The organism is Nocardioides aquiterrae (genome assembly GCF_039526625.1).
In the GTDB taxonomy this organism is placed as follows: Bacteria; Actinomycetota; Actinomycetes; order Propionibacteriales; family Nocardioidaceae; genus Nocardioides; species Nocardioides aquiterrae.
Genome location: NZ_BAAAJE010000002.1, coordinates 129668 through 144620, shown reverse-complemented (window position 1 = coordinate 144620; position 14953 = coordinate 129668). Strand labels below are relative to the sequence as shown.

The window sequence follows — 14953 nt, the reverse complement described above, 5'->3', positions numbered from 1 at the left end:
GAGCTCCTCCAGTCAGCGCTTGAGATCGGACAGGATGCGCCGGCTGGCGAGCTTGCCCGGCGAGCCGATGACACAACCACCGGGATGCGTTCCCGATCCGCACTGATAATACCCGTCGATCGGCGTCGCGTACTGGCTCCAGCCCGGTGCGGGACGGAAGAAGTACATCTGCGGGGCGAGGAACTCGCCGGCGAAGATGTTGCCCTCGGTGAGCCCGGTGTGCCGCTCGATGTCGACCGGGGTGACCACCTCGCGGTGCAGGACCAGCTCGCCGAAGCCGGGGAAGTGCGACTCCAGCACGGCCTGCGCCTTGTCGGCGAAGCTCTCCCGCTCGGTCTCCCAGTCGCTGCCGCGCAGCTCGTACGGCGCGTACTGCACGAAGCACGACATGACGTGCTTGCCGGGCGGCGCCATGTCCGGGTCGACGACCGACTGGATGGCGCCGTCGATGAACGGCCGCTCGCTGTACCAGCCGTACTTCGCGGCGTCGAAGGCGCGCTCGACGTACTCGATCGTGGGACCGATGTTGAGGAAGCCGCCGTAGTGGTCGACGGTGTCGGGCAGCGCCGGGAAGACCGGCAGCCCGTCGAGCGCGAAGTTCACCTTCGCGGAGACGCCCCGGTACCTGGTGCGCTCGACGTTGTCGACGAGGTCGCCCGGCAGCTCGCGCGGGTCGACCAGCTCGAGGAAGGTACGCCGGGCGTCGAGCGCGGAGACGACCACGGGGGCGTGGAACTCGGTGCCGTCCTCGAGGGCGACACCGGTGACCCGCCCCTCGCGGGTGATCACGCCGGCGACCTTCGACTCGAGCCGGATCTCGGCGCCGAACGCCTCGGCCGCGCGGGCCAGCACCTGGGTGAACCCGCCGTTGCCGCCCTTGTGGAACGCCCACGAGCCGAGGTGGCCGTCGTGCTCGCCCATCTTGTGGAACAGCAGCACCAGCCCCGAGCCCGGCGACATCGGGCCGACCTGGGAGCCGATGATCGACGAGGAGGCGTGGTAGCCCTTGATCGCCTCGTGCTCGAAGTAGTCGCCGAGCCAGTCCGCGGCGCTGCCGGTCAGCAGCCGCACCGTGTCGTGCATGACGTTGCGCTCGATCGAGCCGAGGTGGTCGAGCAGCCACGCGACGTCCGCCTGGTCCTCCGGGTCCTTGCCCCACAGGTTCGGCGGCGGGTTGTCGAACAGCGGCTGGATCGCCTGGCAGACCCGGTCGAGGTCGTGGTGGTAGCGCTCGTAGGCGTCCGCGTCGTGCCGGGAGTGGCGCCGGATCTCCTGCACGTTCTGGGCGTGGTCGTCGCCGAGCAGCAGGTAGTCGCCGTCGCCGGTCGGGTGGAACGACGAGGGCATCATCAGCGGCAGGAAGCCGTGCTCGACGAGGTTCAGCTCGTGGATGATCTCGGGCCGCAGCAGGCTCAGGGCGTAGGAGAACGTCGTGAACGAGAAGCCCGGCACCAGCTCCTCGGTGATGGCGGCGCCGCCGACCAGGTGCCGCTGCTCGAGCACCAGCGTGCGCAGCCCGGCCTTGGCCAGGTAGCCGGCGTTCACGAGGCCGTTGTGGCCGCCGCCGACCACGATGGCGTCGTACGTCGAGGGGGAGCTGGTCATCAGCGGGCCGTCTTTCTCGCGGGGTTGAACAGGGGCAGCCGGGCCGTCTGCGCGGGGACGGTCACGGTGTGGTGGTTGAGCGTGAGCTCGACGCGCACGGTGGTGCCGGGCGCCGCCAGGTCGGGCCGGACCCGGCCCATCCCGATGTGCCGCTGCAGGACGGGGGAGTACATGAACGCCGTGGCGTAGCCGATCTCCGCGCCGGCGTCGCCGTCGACCTCCTCGCGCAGCATGACCTCGTAGGGCAACGGGTGCGGATCCTTGGGCGGCAGCAGGCCGGCGCCACGGTAGAGCTCGTTCCAGGCCTCCCAGTCGACGACGAAGCCGGTGGTCGCCCAGCGCGAGGTGCCCTCGGCGAGCTCGCGGCGGATCGCGTCGCGGCCGACGAACGGCCGGGCGTCGTCGTCGATGCCGCGCAGCATCCAGCCCATGCCGAGCTCCTTCGGCGTCACGCGGTCGGCGTCGACCCAGGCGGTGCGGCTGTTGTGCCAGTCGACGTCGATGAGCGCGAGACCGGCCTCGATCCGCAGCATCATCAGCGCCTCCTCGCCGAAGGGGCGCACGCCGTGCGGCCGGCCGGCCTCCAGCACGGCGTCGAGCACCGCGACGGCGTCGTCGGCGCCGACGGTGAGCTCGAAGCCGAGGTCGCCGGTGTACCCGGTGCGCGACACGGTGACCGCGGCGGTGCCGATCTTGCCGGGGGCGTGGTCGAAGTAGCCGAGGCCCTCGACCGCGTCGGTCAGCTCCGCCAGCACGAGCCGCGACCGCGGGCCCTGGACGGCGAGCATCCCGTAGTCGTCGGTGACGTCCTCGATGGCCACCCGCAGGTGCCGGGCGTGGTCGGCGAACCAGGCCTGCGCCGGCCGTGCGGCGGTCAGCAGGAACTCGTCGGCCGCGTGGCGGAACACCACGCCGTCCTCCATCACGAACCCGCGGTCGTCGCACCAGACGGTGTACATCGCCTGTCCGGGGCGGCAGGTGCGGATGTCCCGGGTGAGCACGCCCATCAGCAGCCGCTCGGCGTCGGCGCCGGTGATCCGGTACTTGAACAGGGGGGAGGTGTCGAAGACGCCCACGCTGTTGCGGACCGCGAAGTACTCGTGCTTGGGCGCATGGCTGTAGCGCAGCGGCGACAGCGTGCCCTGCCAGTGCGTGTAGAGGTGCTGGTCGTTGAGCTGGCTCAGCCGCTCGTGGAACGGCGTGGTCCTGATCATGGGGTGCCTCCTGGCCGGTGAGCCAGCATATTCAGCGGTCAGAGCACCGCGTCGAGGAACGTCTTCGTCTCGGGGCGGGTCGGCGACGAGACGATCTGCTCCGGCGGGCCCTCCTCGAGGATCCGGCCCTCGTGGAAGAAGCACATCCGGTCGGCGACCTCGCGGGCGAACCCCATCTCGTGGGTGACGACCAGCATCGTCATGTGCAGGTCCGTGGCCAGCGCGGTCATCACCGCCAGCACCTCGCCGGTCAGCTCCGGGTCGAGGGACGACGTCGGCTCGTCGAAGAGCATCACGTCGGGGTGCATCGCGAGCGCGCGGGCGATCGCGACCCGCTGCTGCTGGCCGCCGGACAGCCGGATCGGGTGCTCGCCGGCCTTGTCGGCCAGGCCGACCCGGTCGAGGAGGTCCAGCGCGCGGGTCCGGATCTCGGCCTCCTTGCCCTGGCCCGCGCACAGCGGGCCGACCATGACGTTGTGGAGCGCGGTCATGTTCGGGAACAGGTTGAAGTGCTGGAAGACCATGCCCGTGTGCAGGCGCAGCTGGCGGATCTGCCGGCGCTTGCGCCGGGTCCGGTGCCCGCCGCCGAGGCGGACGCCGGCCACCTCGATCGTGCCCGCGGTCGGGTCCTCGATCATGTTCACGCAGCGCAGCAGCGTCGACTTGCCCGAGCCGGACCGGCCGAAGATCACCACGACCTCGCCGCGCTCGACCTCGAGGTCCACGCCCCTGACGACCTCCAGGCCGCCGAAGCTCTTCTGCAGGCCCTGGATCCGGACGATCGGCTCGCCCATCACACGCCCCCGTCGTGGTCGATCGTCGCGATCTTCACCGGTGTCCGCACGTAGCCGCGGGCCAGCCGGTTCTCCAGCCGGCGCTGGAAGAACGAGAAGATCGCGGTGAGGCCCCAGTAGAGCAGCGCGCAGGCGAGGTAGGCCTCGAGGTTCTTGAAGTCGGCCTTGCCGAGGACCTGGGCGCGCCGGAAGATCTCCGCGCTCGCCATCGTCACGCCGAGGAACGACACCAGGGCGGTGTCCTTCATCATCGCGATGAACTCGTTGCCGGTCGGCGGGATGATCACCCGGAACGCCTGCGGCAGGATCACCTTGCGCATCTTCTGGCCGTGCGTCATCCCGAGCGCGTCCGCCGCCTCGGACTGGCCGACCGCGACGGCCTGGATGCCGGCGCGGAAGATCTCGGTCATGTAGGCGCCGTAGTTCAGGCCGAGCGCGATGGTGCCGGCCACGGCCGGCCCCAGGATCAGCGCGGTCTCGAAGCCGGCGGGGAGCCAGCCGTACTTGTCGCTCAGGTTCCGGGCGGCGGGCGGCAGCGCCAGGTAGATGAGGAACATCTGCACGATCAGCGGCGTGCCCCGGAAGAAGGACACGTAGAAGCCCGAGATGCCGTAGGCGATCGGGTTCGACGACAGCCGGGCCAGGGCGCCGAGGGTCGCGAGCACGATCGCGATCACGATCCCGCCGATCGCCATGGTGATCGTGAAGCGCAGGCCGCCGGCGATGTACCGGATGTTGTCCTGGATCCACTGGCGGTCGATGCCGGCCGCCACGAAGAACAGTGCGAGCAGCACGAAGATGACGACCCAGACGAGCGCCACCTTCAGCCGGAACGGCACCCGCGCGCTGGCGAGCGCGAGCCGCTCCAGCGGTGCCTCCGGCTGCTGCGGCTCCGCGGTCACTGCTGCGAGACGGTCAGGTCGACGCCGTCGTACCACTTCTTGGAGAGCTCGCTCAGCGTGCCGTCGGCGTGCATCTCGCCGACGATCTTGTCGACCGCGTCGGCCAGCGGGGCCGGGTCCTGCTCCGAGGACTTGTCGATGGCGACCGCCAGCGGCTCGTAGAACACCGGGTCGCCGACGATCTTGACCGGGTTGCCGGCGTCGGCGTAGCCCTGGGCGGTCGTCAGCGAGGTGATGACGGCGTCGAGGCGGGTGCCGTCGCCGAGCGCGAGGTCCTGGAGGGCGGTGGTGTCGGTGTCGTAGCCGTGGATGTCGGCGTCGTCGATCACGAAGTCGAACGTGAAGCCCTTGATCGCCAGGGTCTTGTCCAGGTACTGCTCGTAGGTGCAGCCCGAGCAGACGCCGATCTTCTTGCCGTCCAGGTCGGTGCTCAGGTCCGTGACACTGGTGTTGTCGGAGTTCACGACCACGACCGCGGGCGTGTAGTAGTAGGGCTGGCTGAAGTCCAGGACCTTCTGGCGGGCGTTGGTCGGGGTCATCGAGCCGACGCTCATCTGCCAGCGGTCGTTCCAGCTGCCGGCGGTGATGACGTCCCAGCTCGGCGTCTGCCAGTCGATGCCGACGCCGAGCCGGTGCGCGATCTCGGTCGCGACGTCGATGTCGAAGCCCACGAACTCGTTCGTCTTCGGGTCCAGCGACGACTGGGGCGGGTAGGACGGGTCCGTCGACACCGTGATCTTCCCGCGGTCGCACACCTCCTTGAGCAGGCCCGTCGGCTCGCCCTGGCCGCAGACCCCGCTGCCGGCCGCCGGCTGGTCCGACCCGCCGCCGCCGCTGTCGGAGCCGCCGCAGCCCGCGAGGAGCAGGGCCGTGAGCAGCGTCGTCGCCGCCACCAGGGTGTGCCGCTTGAACATGGACAGCCTCCTCGACGAGGGGCGGACGGGGTCCGCGTTGTTCGCAGGATGACAGAAACGCGGGTCGTGCGGGGGCTTGCGGACAAACCGGAACACGTTCTAATTTGGACAGGTGTCCAGCCCGACCGTCGAGCTCCTGCTCGAAGCCGGCCGCGAGGAGCTGCGCGCGGTCGGGCCGCACACGCTGACGATCCGGACCGTCGCTAAGCGCGCGGGCGTCTCCTCCGCCACGGCGTACACCTACCTGGCGTCGAAGAACCGCCTGTACGCCGAGCTGTTCTGGCGTTTCCTCGTCGAGGACGGCGCCGGCGCGCCCGCGGGTGCGGACCCGCTCGAGCGGGTCCGGTCGGTGACCCGCCACCTGTCGCAGCGGCTGGCCTCCGCCCCGGAGCTGGCCGCGGCCGTGACCCCGGCGCTCCTCGGCACCGACCCCGAGGTCGAGGAGCTGCGGCTGCGGATCGGCGGCGAGCTGGTCCGCCGGTTCCGGGCCGCCGTCGGTGCCGCCGACCCCGCGCTGGTGGAGGCGCTGGGCCTGGCGTTCTCCGGCGCGCTGCTCCAGGCGGGCATGGGGCTGATGACCTACACCGAGATGGGCGAGCGGCTGGACGCGGTCGTCGCGGTGATCATGAGGGGCAACACATGACGACGGTGCAGAGCAGCCCGACCGTGCTGGACCCCTACGACTACGCCTTCCAGGACGACCCCTACCCGACGTACGCCTGGCTGCGCGAGCACGAGCCGCTGCACCACAACCCGGACCTCGACCTCTGGGCGCTGACCCGGCACGCGGACGTCGCCGCGGCGATGCGGACCGAGGGCACCTACTCCAACTCCCACGGAGTCGCGATCGAGAAGTCGGCGTGGGGCCCCTCGGCGTACAAGGTGATGTCGATCCTCGGCATGGACCCGCCCCGCCAGAAGCGGCTGCGCTCGCTGGTGTCACGCGGCTTCACCCCGCGCCGGGTCCACGACCTCCTCCCGCGCATCCAGCAGCTCACCGACCGCTACCTGGGCGAGTGCATGGAGCGGAGCGAGTTCGACTGGATCGCCGACTTCGCCGGCAAGCTCCCCATGGACGTCATCTCCGAGATGATGGGCGTCCCCGAGGAGGACCGCGCGGAGGTGCGCCGGCAGGCCGACATCGTCGTCCACCGCGAGGACGGCGTCCACGACGTGCCGCCCGCGGGCGCCGAGGCGTCGCTCTGGATGGTCGCGTACTTCATCGACATGGTCGCCCAGCGGCGGCGGCGGCCGACCGACGACCTCACCAGCGCGCTCGTCGAGGCCGAGATCGACGGCGAGCGGCTGACCGACGACGACGTCATCGCGTTCCTGTTCCTCATGGTCGTCGCCGGCAACGAGACGACGACCAAGCTGCTCGGGCACGCGGCGTACCACCTCACCCGGCACCCCGGGCAGCAGGCGCTGGTCTTCGGAGGTGCCGGGAGCCCCGAGCTCGTGGCGCCGTGGGTCGAGGAGACCCTGCGGTTCGACACCTCGAGCCAGCTCCTGGCGCGCTACCTGCTGCGCGACGTCGAGCTGCACGGCCGGGTCGCCCCGCAGGGCTCCAAGCTGCTGCTCTGCCTGGGCTCGGCCAACCGCGACGAGGCGGTGTTCTCCCGGCCGGGCGAGTACGACATCACGCGCGACGCCGACGAGCTGGCGAGGATCCTGTCCTTCGGCGGCGGCCGGCACTTCTGCCTCGGCGCCAACCTGGCCCGGCTGGAGGCGCGCGTGGCGCTGACCGCGCTCGTCGAGCGCGCCCGCTCGATCGAGGTCGACCACGACGCCTGCCGGCGGGTCCACTCGGTCAACGTCCGCGGGTTCGCCGTCGCTCCCATGCGGGTGGTGGCGAGATGAGCAAGTACGTCCAGCCGGACCGCCGGCCCGCCGTCGTCACCGGCGCGTCCTCGGGCATCGGTGCCGCGACCGCACTCGTCCTCGCGGCCGCGGGCTACCCGGTCGCGCTGGGCGCGCGTCGTACCGACAAGTGCGAGGACGTCGCGGTCGCGATCCGGGAGGCCGGGGGAGAGGCGTTCGTCCACGCGCTCGACATCACCGACGCCGACTCGGTCGACGCGTTCGTGAAGGCGGCGACCGCCGACCTCGGTGACATCGAGGTCCTCGTGAACAACGCCGGCGCCGTAGGCCCGGGCGTCGTACACGAGGTGGACAGCGAGCGGTTCGCCCGCGAGCTCGACCTCAACGTCGTCGGTGCGCACCGGATGGTGCGCGCGGTCGCTCCCGGCATGGTCGAGCGCCGTCGTGGCGACATCGTCTTCGTCTCGAGCGACGTCGCCGTCCGCGCCCGGCCGTTCATGTCGTCGTACGCCGCCGGAAAGTGGGGTCTCGAGGGCATGGCGCACGCGATGCAGATGGAGCTCGAGGGCACCGGCGTCCGGGCGTCGATCGTGCGCCCTGGTGGCACGTGGAGCGAGATGGGCTCCGACTGGGACCCTGAGGCCGGCGCTGAGGTGCTCAACCACTGGGTGCGCTTCGGGTTCGCGCGCCACCCGCACTTCCTGAAGCCGCGGGCGATCGGCGAGGCGATCAGCACGATCGTCTCGGCGCCGCGCGGCGTGCACCTGAACCTCGTCGAGGTGACGCCCGAGGCACCGTTGGAGGACACGTGATCCGCGAAGTCTCCTACGCCGTTCCCGATGACGGGCACGGCCACCTCGCCGAGATGCGGGTCGACCCGATCGGCCTGTTCCAGCGCGTGTACGACGAGTGCGGCGAGATCGGCCGGTTCCGGCTCGCCGACCAGGACGTCGTGCTGGTCTTCGGCGCGGAGGCGCAGGAGCAGTTCTTCCGGGCTCCCGACTCGACGCTCGACCAGGCCGCGGCGTACCCCTTCATGACGCCGATCTTCGGCAAGGGCGTGGTCTTCGACGCCTCGCCCGAGGAGCGCCAGCAGATGCTGAAGAACCAGGCGCTGCGCGGTGACATGATGCGCGGCCACGCGTCGACGATCGAGGCCGAGATCCGCCGGATGGTGGCGGACTGGGGCGACGAGGGCGAGATCGACCTGCTCGACTGGTTCGCCGAGCTGACGATCTACACGACGTCGGCCTGCCTGATCGGCAAGCCGTTCCGCGAGGAGCTCGACGCGTCGTTCGCCAAGGCCTACCACGACCTCGAGCGCGGCACCGACGCGATCGCCTACGTCGACCCGTACGCCGACATCGAGTCGTTCCGCGTACGCGACGCCGCGCGTGAGCGGCTGGTCGAGCTGGTGCAGGGCATCATCGACCGCCGCAAGGAGCGCGGGACGGTGCCGCGCGACGAGCGCGACCTGCTCGACGTCCTGATCTCGATCGACATGAGCGCCGACTACGTCACCGGCATCTTCATCTCGATGATGTTCGCCGGGCACCACACCTCGTCCGGCACCGCGTCGTGGGCGCTGATCGAGCTGATGCGGCACCCGCAGGTGATGAAGGACGTCGTCGCCGAGCTCGACGACCTGTACGCCGACGGGGCGGAGGTGTCGTTCCAGGCGCTGCGCTCGATCCCGCGGCTGGAGGCGGCGCTCAAGGAGACCCTGCGGCTGCACCCGCCGCTGATCATCCTGATGCGCGTGGTGGCCGAGGAGATCGAGCTGGCCGGCCACACCATCCCGGTCGGCACCGTGGTCGCCGCGTCGCCGCGCGTGTCGAACCGGATCGCCGCCGACTTCCCGGAGCCGGACTCCTTCGACCCGGGCCGCTACCTGGACCAGCGCCAGGAGGACCTCCAGAACCGGTGGACGTGGATCCCGTTCGGCGCCGGCAAGCACCGCTGCGTCGGCAACGCGTTCGCGATGATGCAGATGAAGGCGATCTTCTCGGTGATCCTGCGCGACTACGAGTTCGAGATGGCCCAGCCCTCCGAGACCTACCGCGACGACGTCTCGAAGATGGTCGTCCAGCTCCAGCAGCCCTGCCGGGTGACGTACCGCCGGAGGCGGCGATGAGCGCCACGCCGTTGGTCGAGCTTGTCGAGACCCCCGCACTCGAGGCAGGCGCGCAACCTTCCGGGGTCTCGACGACGCTCGCTGGCGCTCGCTGCTCGACCAACGACGTTCCCGGGGGTGCCCGATGAGGGTGGTCGCGGACCTGGGCCTGTGCCAGGCGCACCAGATGTGCCAGGGCGAGGCGCCGGACGTGTTCGGCTTCGACGCCGCCGCCGACCAGGTGACCGTGCTCCAGGAGCACCCCGACGAGTCCCTGCGGCCGCAGGTGCGGGCCGCGGTCCGCTACTGCCCGGCCATGGCGCTGGCCATCGAGGAGGATCAGTGAGCATCACGAGGGCCGAGATCGAGGCGTTCTGGGCGACCTGGCTCGACGTCAACCGCCGGGCCGAGCGGTCGGGCGACTGGCGGCCGATGGCCGACTGGTACGCCGAGGACGCGACGTACGGGTGGATGCTGACGCCCGACGAGCACTTCATGGCCGTGGGCCGCGAGCAGATCCGGGACTGGGCGATCGGCATCGAGATGGACGGCTTCGACGGCTGGCACTACGACTACCAGGCGACCGTGATCGACGAGAAGAACGCCATGGTCGTGGGGTTCTGGAAGCAGCGGGCCGGCATCGTCGACGACGAGACCGGACGCGAGTTCGAGATCCCGGGCCTGGGCGGCAGCTGGTTCGGCGTCGAGCGCCAGCCCGGCGGTGAGCTGAAGTTCGCCTGGCAGCGCGACTGGTTCGACTTCGGCGCCATGGCGCACACCATGGGCCGGGTCGTGAAGTCGGGCAAGGCGCCGGACAGGCTGATGCAGCGGCTCCAGGTCTTCGGGCTGGAGGTGCCGGGGCACTACCGGCCCGAGGACCTCCCGTCGACGGTCTGGCCGCCGCCGGTCGAGCGCGGCGCCCACATCACGCAGCAGAGCATCACCCAGGAGCCCACGGCATGAGCCTCCCGCCACCGGCCCAGCAGCTCATCGACGGCAAGCTCGTCGGTGCCGCGGCGACCTACCCGATCCTGAACCCGGCCACGGGACAGGAGATCGGCGTCGCCCCCGACGGGACGGCCGCCGACGTCGACGCCGCGATCGCCGCCGCCCGCCAGGCCTTCGACGAGACCGACTGGTCGACGAACACCGCGTTGCGGGTGCGCTGCCTGCGCCAGCTGCACGCCGCCCTGCTCGACGACGCGGACGCCTTCAAGGAGCTCACGACCGCCGAGGTCGGCATGCCCGGCTTCATGATGGGCGCGGCCGGCTTCGACGTACCGGTCGACGGGCTGCGATGGGTGACCGACCTGCTGGAGTCGTACGAGTTCGAGACCGACCTCGGCGTCGCCGAGCCGATGGGCATGCCCAGCCGGCGCACGGTACGGCGCGAGCCGGTCGGTGTGGTCGCGGCGATCACGCCGTGGAACGTGCCGACCCAGATCAACCTCGCGAAGATCGGGCCCGCGCTGGCCGCCGGGTGCACCGTCGCGCTCAAGCCTGCGCCGGACACCCCGTGGGTCGCGTGCGAGCTCGGCCGGCTGGTGGCCGAGCACACCGACATCCCCGCGGGGGTGGTCAACGTGGTCACGCCCCAGGCGAACGAGGTCGCCGCCCTGCTGGCGACCGACCCGCGGGTGGACATGGTGTCCTTCACCGGCTCGACGGCGACCGGCCGCTCGATCATGGCCGCCGCCGCACCGACCCTGAAGAAGGTGTTCCTCGAGCTCGGCGGCAAGTCGGCGGCGATCGTCCTCGACGACGCCGACATCGCTGCGGCGGCCGGTGCGACCGCGTTCGCCGCCTGCATCCACGCCGGCCAGGGATGCGCGCTCACCACCCGGCTCCTGGTGCCCCGCGAGAGGTACGACGAGGCCGTGCAGGTCGCCGCCGCGACCATGGCGTCGATCGGCGCCAAGGACCCGGCCGACCCGGGTGCGATCTGCGGCCCGGTGATCTCGCGGGCGCAGCGCGACCGGGTCGAGTCGTACCTGCGGCTGGCCGAGGAGGAGGGTGGCACGTTCGCCACCGGCGGCCGGGTGATCGACCGGGACGGTCACTGGGTCGAGCCGACGGTGATCGCAGGCCTGGACAACTCCTCGCTCCTGGCGCAGGAGGAGATCTTCGGCCCGGTGCTGGTCGTGATCGCGCACGACGGCGACGACGACGCGGTGCGGATCGCCAACGACTCGCCGTACGGGCTCTCGGGCTCGGTCGAGTCCGGGTCGCTCGAGCGGGCGAGGGCGGTCGCCGCGCGGATCCGCACCGGCACGATCGCGGTCAACGGCGGGGTCTGGTTCAGCCCGGACGCCCCGTTCGGCGGCTACAAGCAGTCCGGCCTCGGCCGGGAGATGGGGGTCGCGGGGTTCGAGGAGTACCTCGAGACGAAGACCGTGGCCGAACCCGCCTGACAAGGGGAAGACGAGCATGCGTTTCGAGAACAAGGTCGTCGTCGTCACCGGCGCCGCGCAGGGCATCGGCGAGGCGTACGCGCGGGCGCTCGCGGCCGAGGGGGCCTCGGTCGTGGTGGCCGACCTCGCCGTCGAGGCGGGGGAGAAGGTCGCGGCCGACGTCGGCGGGCTCTTCGTGCGCACCGACGTCTCCTCGCACGAGGACGCGGCGGCACTGGTCGCCGCGACCGTCGAGCGGTTCGGCGGCATCGACGGGCTGGTCAACAACGCCGCGATCTACGGCGAGATGGAGTTCGACCTGCTGATCAGCGTCGACTGGGACTACTACCGCAGGTTCATGTCGGTGAACATGGACGGCGCGCTGGTGATGACCCGCGCGGTCTACCCCGAGCTGCAGCGGCGCGGCGGCGGGTCGATCGTCAACCAGTCGAGCACCGCGGCGTACCTCTACTCCGGCTTCTACGGCCTGGCCAAGGTCGGCATCAACGGCCTGACCCAGCAGCTGGCCCACGAGCTCGGCGGCATGAACATCCGGGTCAACGCGATCGCGCCGGGGCCGACGGACACCGCTGCGACCCGCACGCAGGCGGGCGACGCCGCGAAGGAGCTGGTCAAGGACCTCGCGCTCAAGCGGATGGGGCAGCCCGAGGACATGGTCGGCGCCTGCCTGTTCCTGCTCTCCGACGAGTCGGCGTGGGTGACCGGTCAGATCATCGCGGTCGACGGCGGACAGACGTTCCGCGCATGAAAGTGGGCTTCGTCGGTCTCGGCAGCATCGGGAAGCCGATGGCGCTCCGCCTGGCCGCGGCCGACGGCATCGACCTGACCGTGTACGACGTGGCGCCGGAGCCGGTCGCGGCGCTGGTGGCCGCCGGGGCGACCGCGGCGCCGGGCGTCGAGGCGCTCGGCGCCGACGTGGTGTGCGTGATGGTGCGCGACGACGACCAGGTCCGCGAGGTCGCGCGGGCCGTCGGCCCGGGGCCCGTGCTGGTCGTCCACTCGACGGTCGCGCCGGGCACCCCGGCGGAGCTCGCGGCGGAGGGGCTGACGGTGCTCGACGCCCCGGTCTCCGGCGGGCCGATGGGTGCGGCCGAGGGCTCCCTCGCGATCATGGTCGGTGGCTCCGGCGACGCCCTCGACGTCGCCCGGCCGGCGCTGGACGCGCTGGGCTCGAAGGTCGTGCACGCCGGTCCGCTCGGCGCCGGCACCCGGATGAAGCTGGCCCGCAACCTGGTCCACTTCGTCGCGTTCACCGCGGTGACCGAGGCCCAGCGGCTCGCCGAGGCGGCCGGCCTCGACCTGGAGGCCCTGGGGGAGGTGGTCCGGCACACCGACCGCGTCACCGGCGGGCCGGGCGCGATCATGTACCGCGACACCACGGCGCAGCTCGACCCCGGCGACTTCTGGTACGGCGTGTTCGACCACGTGCGGGCGCTGGGGGAGAAGGACCTGGCGTTCGCGATCGCGCTCGCCGACGAGCTGGGCGCCGACGTACCGCTGGCACGCGAGGCGCTGCCACGGCTGGGGAAAGGGCTCGGTGTGTGAACACCCCACGGAATTCTGGCTTTCCCCCGCTTCGCTCCTCCAACCCACAATTCCGAGGGGACCCCGAGTAATGGGCAAGTTCGACGACCTCCCGGAGGTCCGCCGCCGCGGCCTGGAGAGGATGGAGCAGGTCTACGGCTTCGAGATGACCGACGGGACCGGCGACTTCTTCGCCTACACCGCGGACCACCTGTTCGCCGACATCTGGAACCGGCCCGGGCTCAGCGACCGCGACCGGCGGCTGCTGCTGATCGGCCTGCTCACGGGCTCCAACCAGCACGACGTGCTCACCATCCAGATCCCCGCGGCGTACGCCGCCGGCGAGCTCGACGAGCAGCAGCTGCGCGAGATCGTGATCCTGCTCTGCCACTACGCCGGCTGGCCCAGCGGCTCGCGGGTGAACCAGGTCGTGGAGGAGACGATCGCGCAGGCGCAGCAGGCTCCTAGGTGACCGACAGCCCCACGATGAGGAGCGGGACGCCGACCAGCCCCATGTTCGACACCAGGTCGTAGGTGATCCGGTCGCGCCAGGCCAGGCAGGCCGCCACGGCGCCCAGGGCCACGGCGATCGTGAAACCGACCTCGCCCCCGAGCAGGTCGGCGGTCGCCGCCCACACCACCAGCACGCCGATCACCAGCGAGACCGCCCACAGGCCGGTGCGGTCGGCGACGGGATCGGGGGCGGCCATGGAGGACCGGTACCCACCCCGCCCCCGTTGAATCTCGACTCGACGTGGGTCAGAGGCCGTCCTCGTCCAGGTACGAGCGCGGGGGCGGCGGCTCGGAGGGCTCGGGGTCGAGGAGCCCGGACCAGCGCACCCCGAGCCGGGCGCCGACCGCCACGAGCGCGACGAACAGCGCGAGCTGCCCCAGGAGGCCGATCGCGGCGCCGACGAAGGCGACGAAGGCGTTGCCGTGGTGCTCGAAGCCCTGGTCACTCGGCCACTGGGTCGCGGCGAGCACGCCGCCCAGCACGGAGGCGAGCACCCCGCCGACGGCGAGGAACACGACGGCGTTCTCCGCGTCTTCCCGAGGAGTCCCCATACCGGTGTTGTACCCCAGCGGGACGCCTCAGAGGAACGGGCGGAGCTTGGCGGTCGACTCCGACGGCACCCGCATCGCGATGCCCCGGCCGATGGTGACCAGCTTCCAGCCGGCGCCCTGGCGGACCAGCTTCGCCAGGACCAGCCCCGTCTCGGGCACGCCGTTGGTCATCGTGAACCGGGCCAGCTCGGTGCCGCGCTCCTCGTCGACGATCCGGCAGGAGGCCCGGGCGATCCACTCCAGGCTGTGGCCCTGGTAGCTGCTGACCACGAAGAACACGGTGTCGACCGGTCCGTGCACCCGGGCCAGGTCGACGGTGATCTCCTCGTCGTCGCCCTCACCGCGGCCGGTCTTGTTGTCGCCGAGGTGCACGACCGAGCCGTCGCGGGTGCTCAGGTTGTTGTAGAACGCCAGGTCGAAGAGCTGCCCACCGGCGAACTGCACCGCCGAGGCGTCCAGGTCGACGTCCGGCAGCCCGCTCCCGGCGGCGCCGGCGTTCGGCAGCCGGTCCCACCCCAGCCCCATCCGGACCCGGGTCACTCCGTCGAGGTCCAGCTCCTCACCGCGGCTCAGCTCGATCACGTCGCCGA

18 protein-coding genes are annotated in these 14953 nt (G+C 71.3%); 10 read left to right on the top strand and 8 right to left on the bottom strand.

The features are described from left to right. Positions 1–12: 12 nt before the first annotated feature. From ABD086_RS03160 to ABD086_RS03140, 5 genes are read right to left on the bottom strand one after another with little or no spacing between them, the layout of a single operon-like run. Positions 13–1605, bottom strand: coding sequence for a phytoene desaturase family protein (locus ABD086_RS03160; protein ID WP_343905565.1), 1593 nt, complete (start codon positions 1603–1605; stop codon positions 13–15). Further along, the gene (locus ABD086_RS03155; RefSeq protein ID WP_343905563.1) at positions 1605–2819 is read right to left on the bottom strand and encodes an aminomethyl transferase family protein; all 1215 of its coding nucleotides are present in this window, start codon (positions 2817–2819) and stop codon (positions 1605–1607) included. The genes ABD086_RS03160 and ABD086_RS03155 overlap by 1 nt, the downstream gene beginning before the upstream one ends. Positions 2820–2857: 38 nt before the next feature. Next, positions 2858–3601 carry an amino acid ABC transporter ATP-binding protein gene (locus tag ABD086_RS03150; RefSeq protein WP_425571548.1) on the bottom strand — a complete coding sequence of 248 codons (744 nt, stop codon included), beginning with the start codon at positions 3599–3601 and terminating at the stop codon, positions 2858–2860. A gap of 11 nt (positions 3602–3612) precedes the next feature. Next, a complete protein-coding gene (locus tag ABD086_RS03145) occupies positions 3613–4515 on the bottom strand; it encodes an amino acid ABC transporter permease (protein WP_343905559.1) in 903 nt (300 codons plus the stop codon). Continuing rightward, complete coding sequence (locus ABD086_RS03140) at positions 4512–5429, bottom strand: transporter substrate-binding domain-containing protein (protein ID WP_343905557.1); 918 nt, start codon at positions 5427–5429, stop codon at positions 4512–4514. Before ABD086_RS03140 ends, ABD086_RS03145 begins: the two co-directional genes overlap by 4 nt. 112 nt (positions 5430–5541) lie before the next feature. Here ABD086_RS03140 and ABD086_RS03135 point away from each other — a divergent pair, with 112 nt between their 5' ends. From ABD086_RS03135 to ABD086_RS03090, 10 genes are all read left to right on the top strand, one after another. Continuing rightward, positions 5542–6072, top strand: coding sequence for a TetR/AcrR family transcriptional regulator (locus ABD086_RS03135; RefSeq protein WP_343905555.1), 531 nt, complete (start codon positions 5542–5544; stop codon positions 6070–6072). Continuing rightward, on the top strand, positions 6069–7289 hold the full coding sequence (locus tag ABD086_RS03130; RefSeq protein WP_343905553.1) for a cytochrome P450: 1221 nt from the start codon (positions 6069–6071) through the stop codon (positions 7287–7289). Before ABD086_RS03135 ends, ABD086_RS03130 begins: the two co-directional genes overlap by 4 nt. Next, complete coding sequence (locus tag ABD086_RS03125; RefSeq protein WP_343905551.1) at positions 7286–8062, top strand: SDR family oxidoreductase; 777 nt, start codon at positions 7286–7288, stop codon at positions 8060–8062. Before ABD086_RS03130 ends, ABD086_RS03125 begins: the two co-directional genes overlap by 4 nt. Continuing rightward, positions 8059–9384, top strand: coding sequence for a cytochrome P450 (locus ABD086_RS03120; protein WP_343905549.1), 1326 nt, complete (start codon positions 8059–8061; stop codon positions 9382–9384). Before ABD086_RS03125 ends, ABD086_RS03120 begins: the two co-directional genes overlap by 4 nt. Positions 9385–9508: 124 nt before the next feature. After that, positions 9509–9709 (top strand): ferredoxin, encoded by a 201-nt coding sequence (locus ABD086_RS03115; RefSeq protein WP_343905547.1) that lies wholly within the window; start codon positions 9509–9511, stop codon positions 9707–9709. Then, on the top strand, positions 9706–10326 hold the full coding sequence (locus ABD086_RS03110; protein ID WP_343905545.1) for a nuclear transport factor 2-like protein: 621 nt from the start codon (positions 9706–9708) through the stop codon (positions 10324–10326). The genes ABD086_RS03115 and ABD086_RS03110 overlap by 4 nt, the downstream gene beginning before the upstream one ends. Beyond that, positions 10323–11774, top strand: a complete 1452-nt coding sequence (locus tag ABD086_RS03105; protein ID WP_343905543.1) for an aldehyde dehydrogenase — start codon at positions 10323–10325, stop codon at positions 11772–11774. The genes ABD086_RS03110 and ABD086_RS03105 overlap by 4 nt, the downstream gene beginning before the upstream one ends. Positions 11775–11790: 16 nt before the next feature. Beyond that, positions 11791–12522, top strand: a complete 732-nt coding sequence (locus ABD086_RS03100; RefSeq protein WP_343905541.1) for an SDR family oxidoreductase — start codon at positions 11791–11793, stop codon at positions 12520–12522. After that, complete coding sequence (locus ABD086_RS03095; protein ID WP_343905539.1) at positions 12519–13319, top strand: NAD(P)-dependent oxidoreductase; 801 nt, start codon at positions 12519–12521, stop codon at positions 13317–13319. The genes ABD086_RS03100 and ABD086_RS03095 overlap by 4 nt, the downstream gene beginning before the upstream one ends. Before the next feature lie 70 nt (positions 13320–13389). Next, positions 13390–13770: a carboxymuconolactone decarboxylase family protein gene (locus ABD086_RS03090; RefSeq protein WP_343905537.1), complete on the top strand. Its 381-nt coding sequence runs from the start codon at positions 13390–13392 to the stop codon at positions 13768–13770. On the opposite strand, the gene ABD086_RS03085 is transcribed toward ABD086_RS03090, so the two are convergent. The 3 genes from ABD086_RS03085 to ABD086_RS03075 are packed head-to-tail and all read right to left on the bottom strand — an operon-like array spanning position 13763 to position 14945. Further along, positions 13763–14008 carry a hypothetical protein gene (locus ABD086_RS03085; protein WP_343905535.1) on the bottom strand — a complete coding sequence of 82 codons (246 nt, stop codon included), beginning with the start codon at positions 14006–14008 and terminating at the stop codon, positions 13763–13765. The two genes, ABD086_RS03090 and ABD086_RS03085, sit on opposite strands and share 8 nt — an antisense overlap. A gap of 49 nt (positions 14009–14057) precedes the next feature. After that, a complete protein-coding gene (locus tag ABD086_RS03080; protein WP_343905533.1) occupies positions 14058–14363 on the bottom strand; it encodes a hypothetical protein in 306 nt (101 codons plus the stop codon). Positions 14364–14390: 27 nt separating this feature from the next. Next, positions 14391–14945 (bottom strand): TerD family protein, encoded by a 555-nt coding sequence (locus ABD086_RS03075; protein ID WP_343905531.1) that lies wholly within the window; start codon positions 14943–14945, stop codon positions 14391–14393. Positions 14946–14953 lie beyond the last annotated feature (8 nt).

Coding starts and splice junctions, on each gene's coding strand:
- ABD086_RS03160 (WP_343905565.1), bottom strand. CDS start 1,605: ATGACCAGCTCCCCCTCGACGTACGACGCCATCGTGGTCGGCGGCGGC.
- ABD086_RS03100 (WP_343905541.1), top strand. CDS start 11,791: ATGCGTTTCGAGAACAAGGTCGTCGTCGTCACCGGCGCCGCGCAGGGC.
- ABD086_RS03130 (WP_343905553.1), top strand. CDS start 6,069: ATGACGACGGTGCAGAGCAGCCCGACCGTGCTGGACCCCTACGACTAC.
- ABD086_RS03085 (WP_343905535.1), bottom strand. CDS start 14,008: ATGGCCGCCCCCGATCCCGTCGCCGACCGCACCGGCCTGTGGGCGGTC.
- ABD086_RS03125 (WP_343905551.1), top strand. CDS start 7,286: ATGAGCAAGTACGTCCAGCCGGACCGCCGGCCCGCCGTCGTCACCGGC.
- ABD086_RS03095 (WP_343905539.1), top strand. CDS start 12,519: ATGAAAGTGGGCTTCGTCGGTCTCGGCAGCATCGGGAAGCCGATGGCG.
- ABD086_RS03140 (WP_343905557.1), bottom strand. CDS start 5,429: ATGTTCAAGCGGCACACCCTGGTGGCGGCGACGACGCTGCTCACGGCC.
- ABD086_RS03155 (WP_343905563.1), bottom strand. CDS start 2,819: ATGATCAGGACCACGCCGTTCCACGAGCGGCTGAGCCAGCTCAACGAC.
- ABD086_RS03105 (WP_343905543.1), top strand. CDS start 10,323: ATGAGCCTCCCGCCACCGGCCCAGCAGCTCATCGACGGCAAGCTCGTC.
- ABD086_RS03115 (WP_343905547.1), top strand. CDS start 9,509: ATGAGGGTGGTCGCGGACCTGGGCCTGTGCCAGGCGCACCAGATGTGC.
- ABD086_RS03080 (WP_343905533.1), bottom strand. CDS start 14,363: ATGGGGACTCCTCGGGAAGACGCGGAGAACGCCGTCGTGTTCCTCGCC.
- ABD086_RS03090 (WP_343905537.1), top strand. CDS start 13,390: ATGGGCAAGTTCGACGACCTCCCGGAGGTCCGCCGCCGCGGCCTGGAG.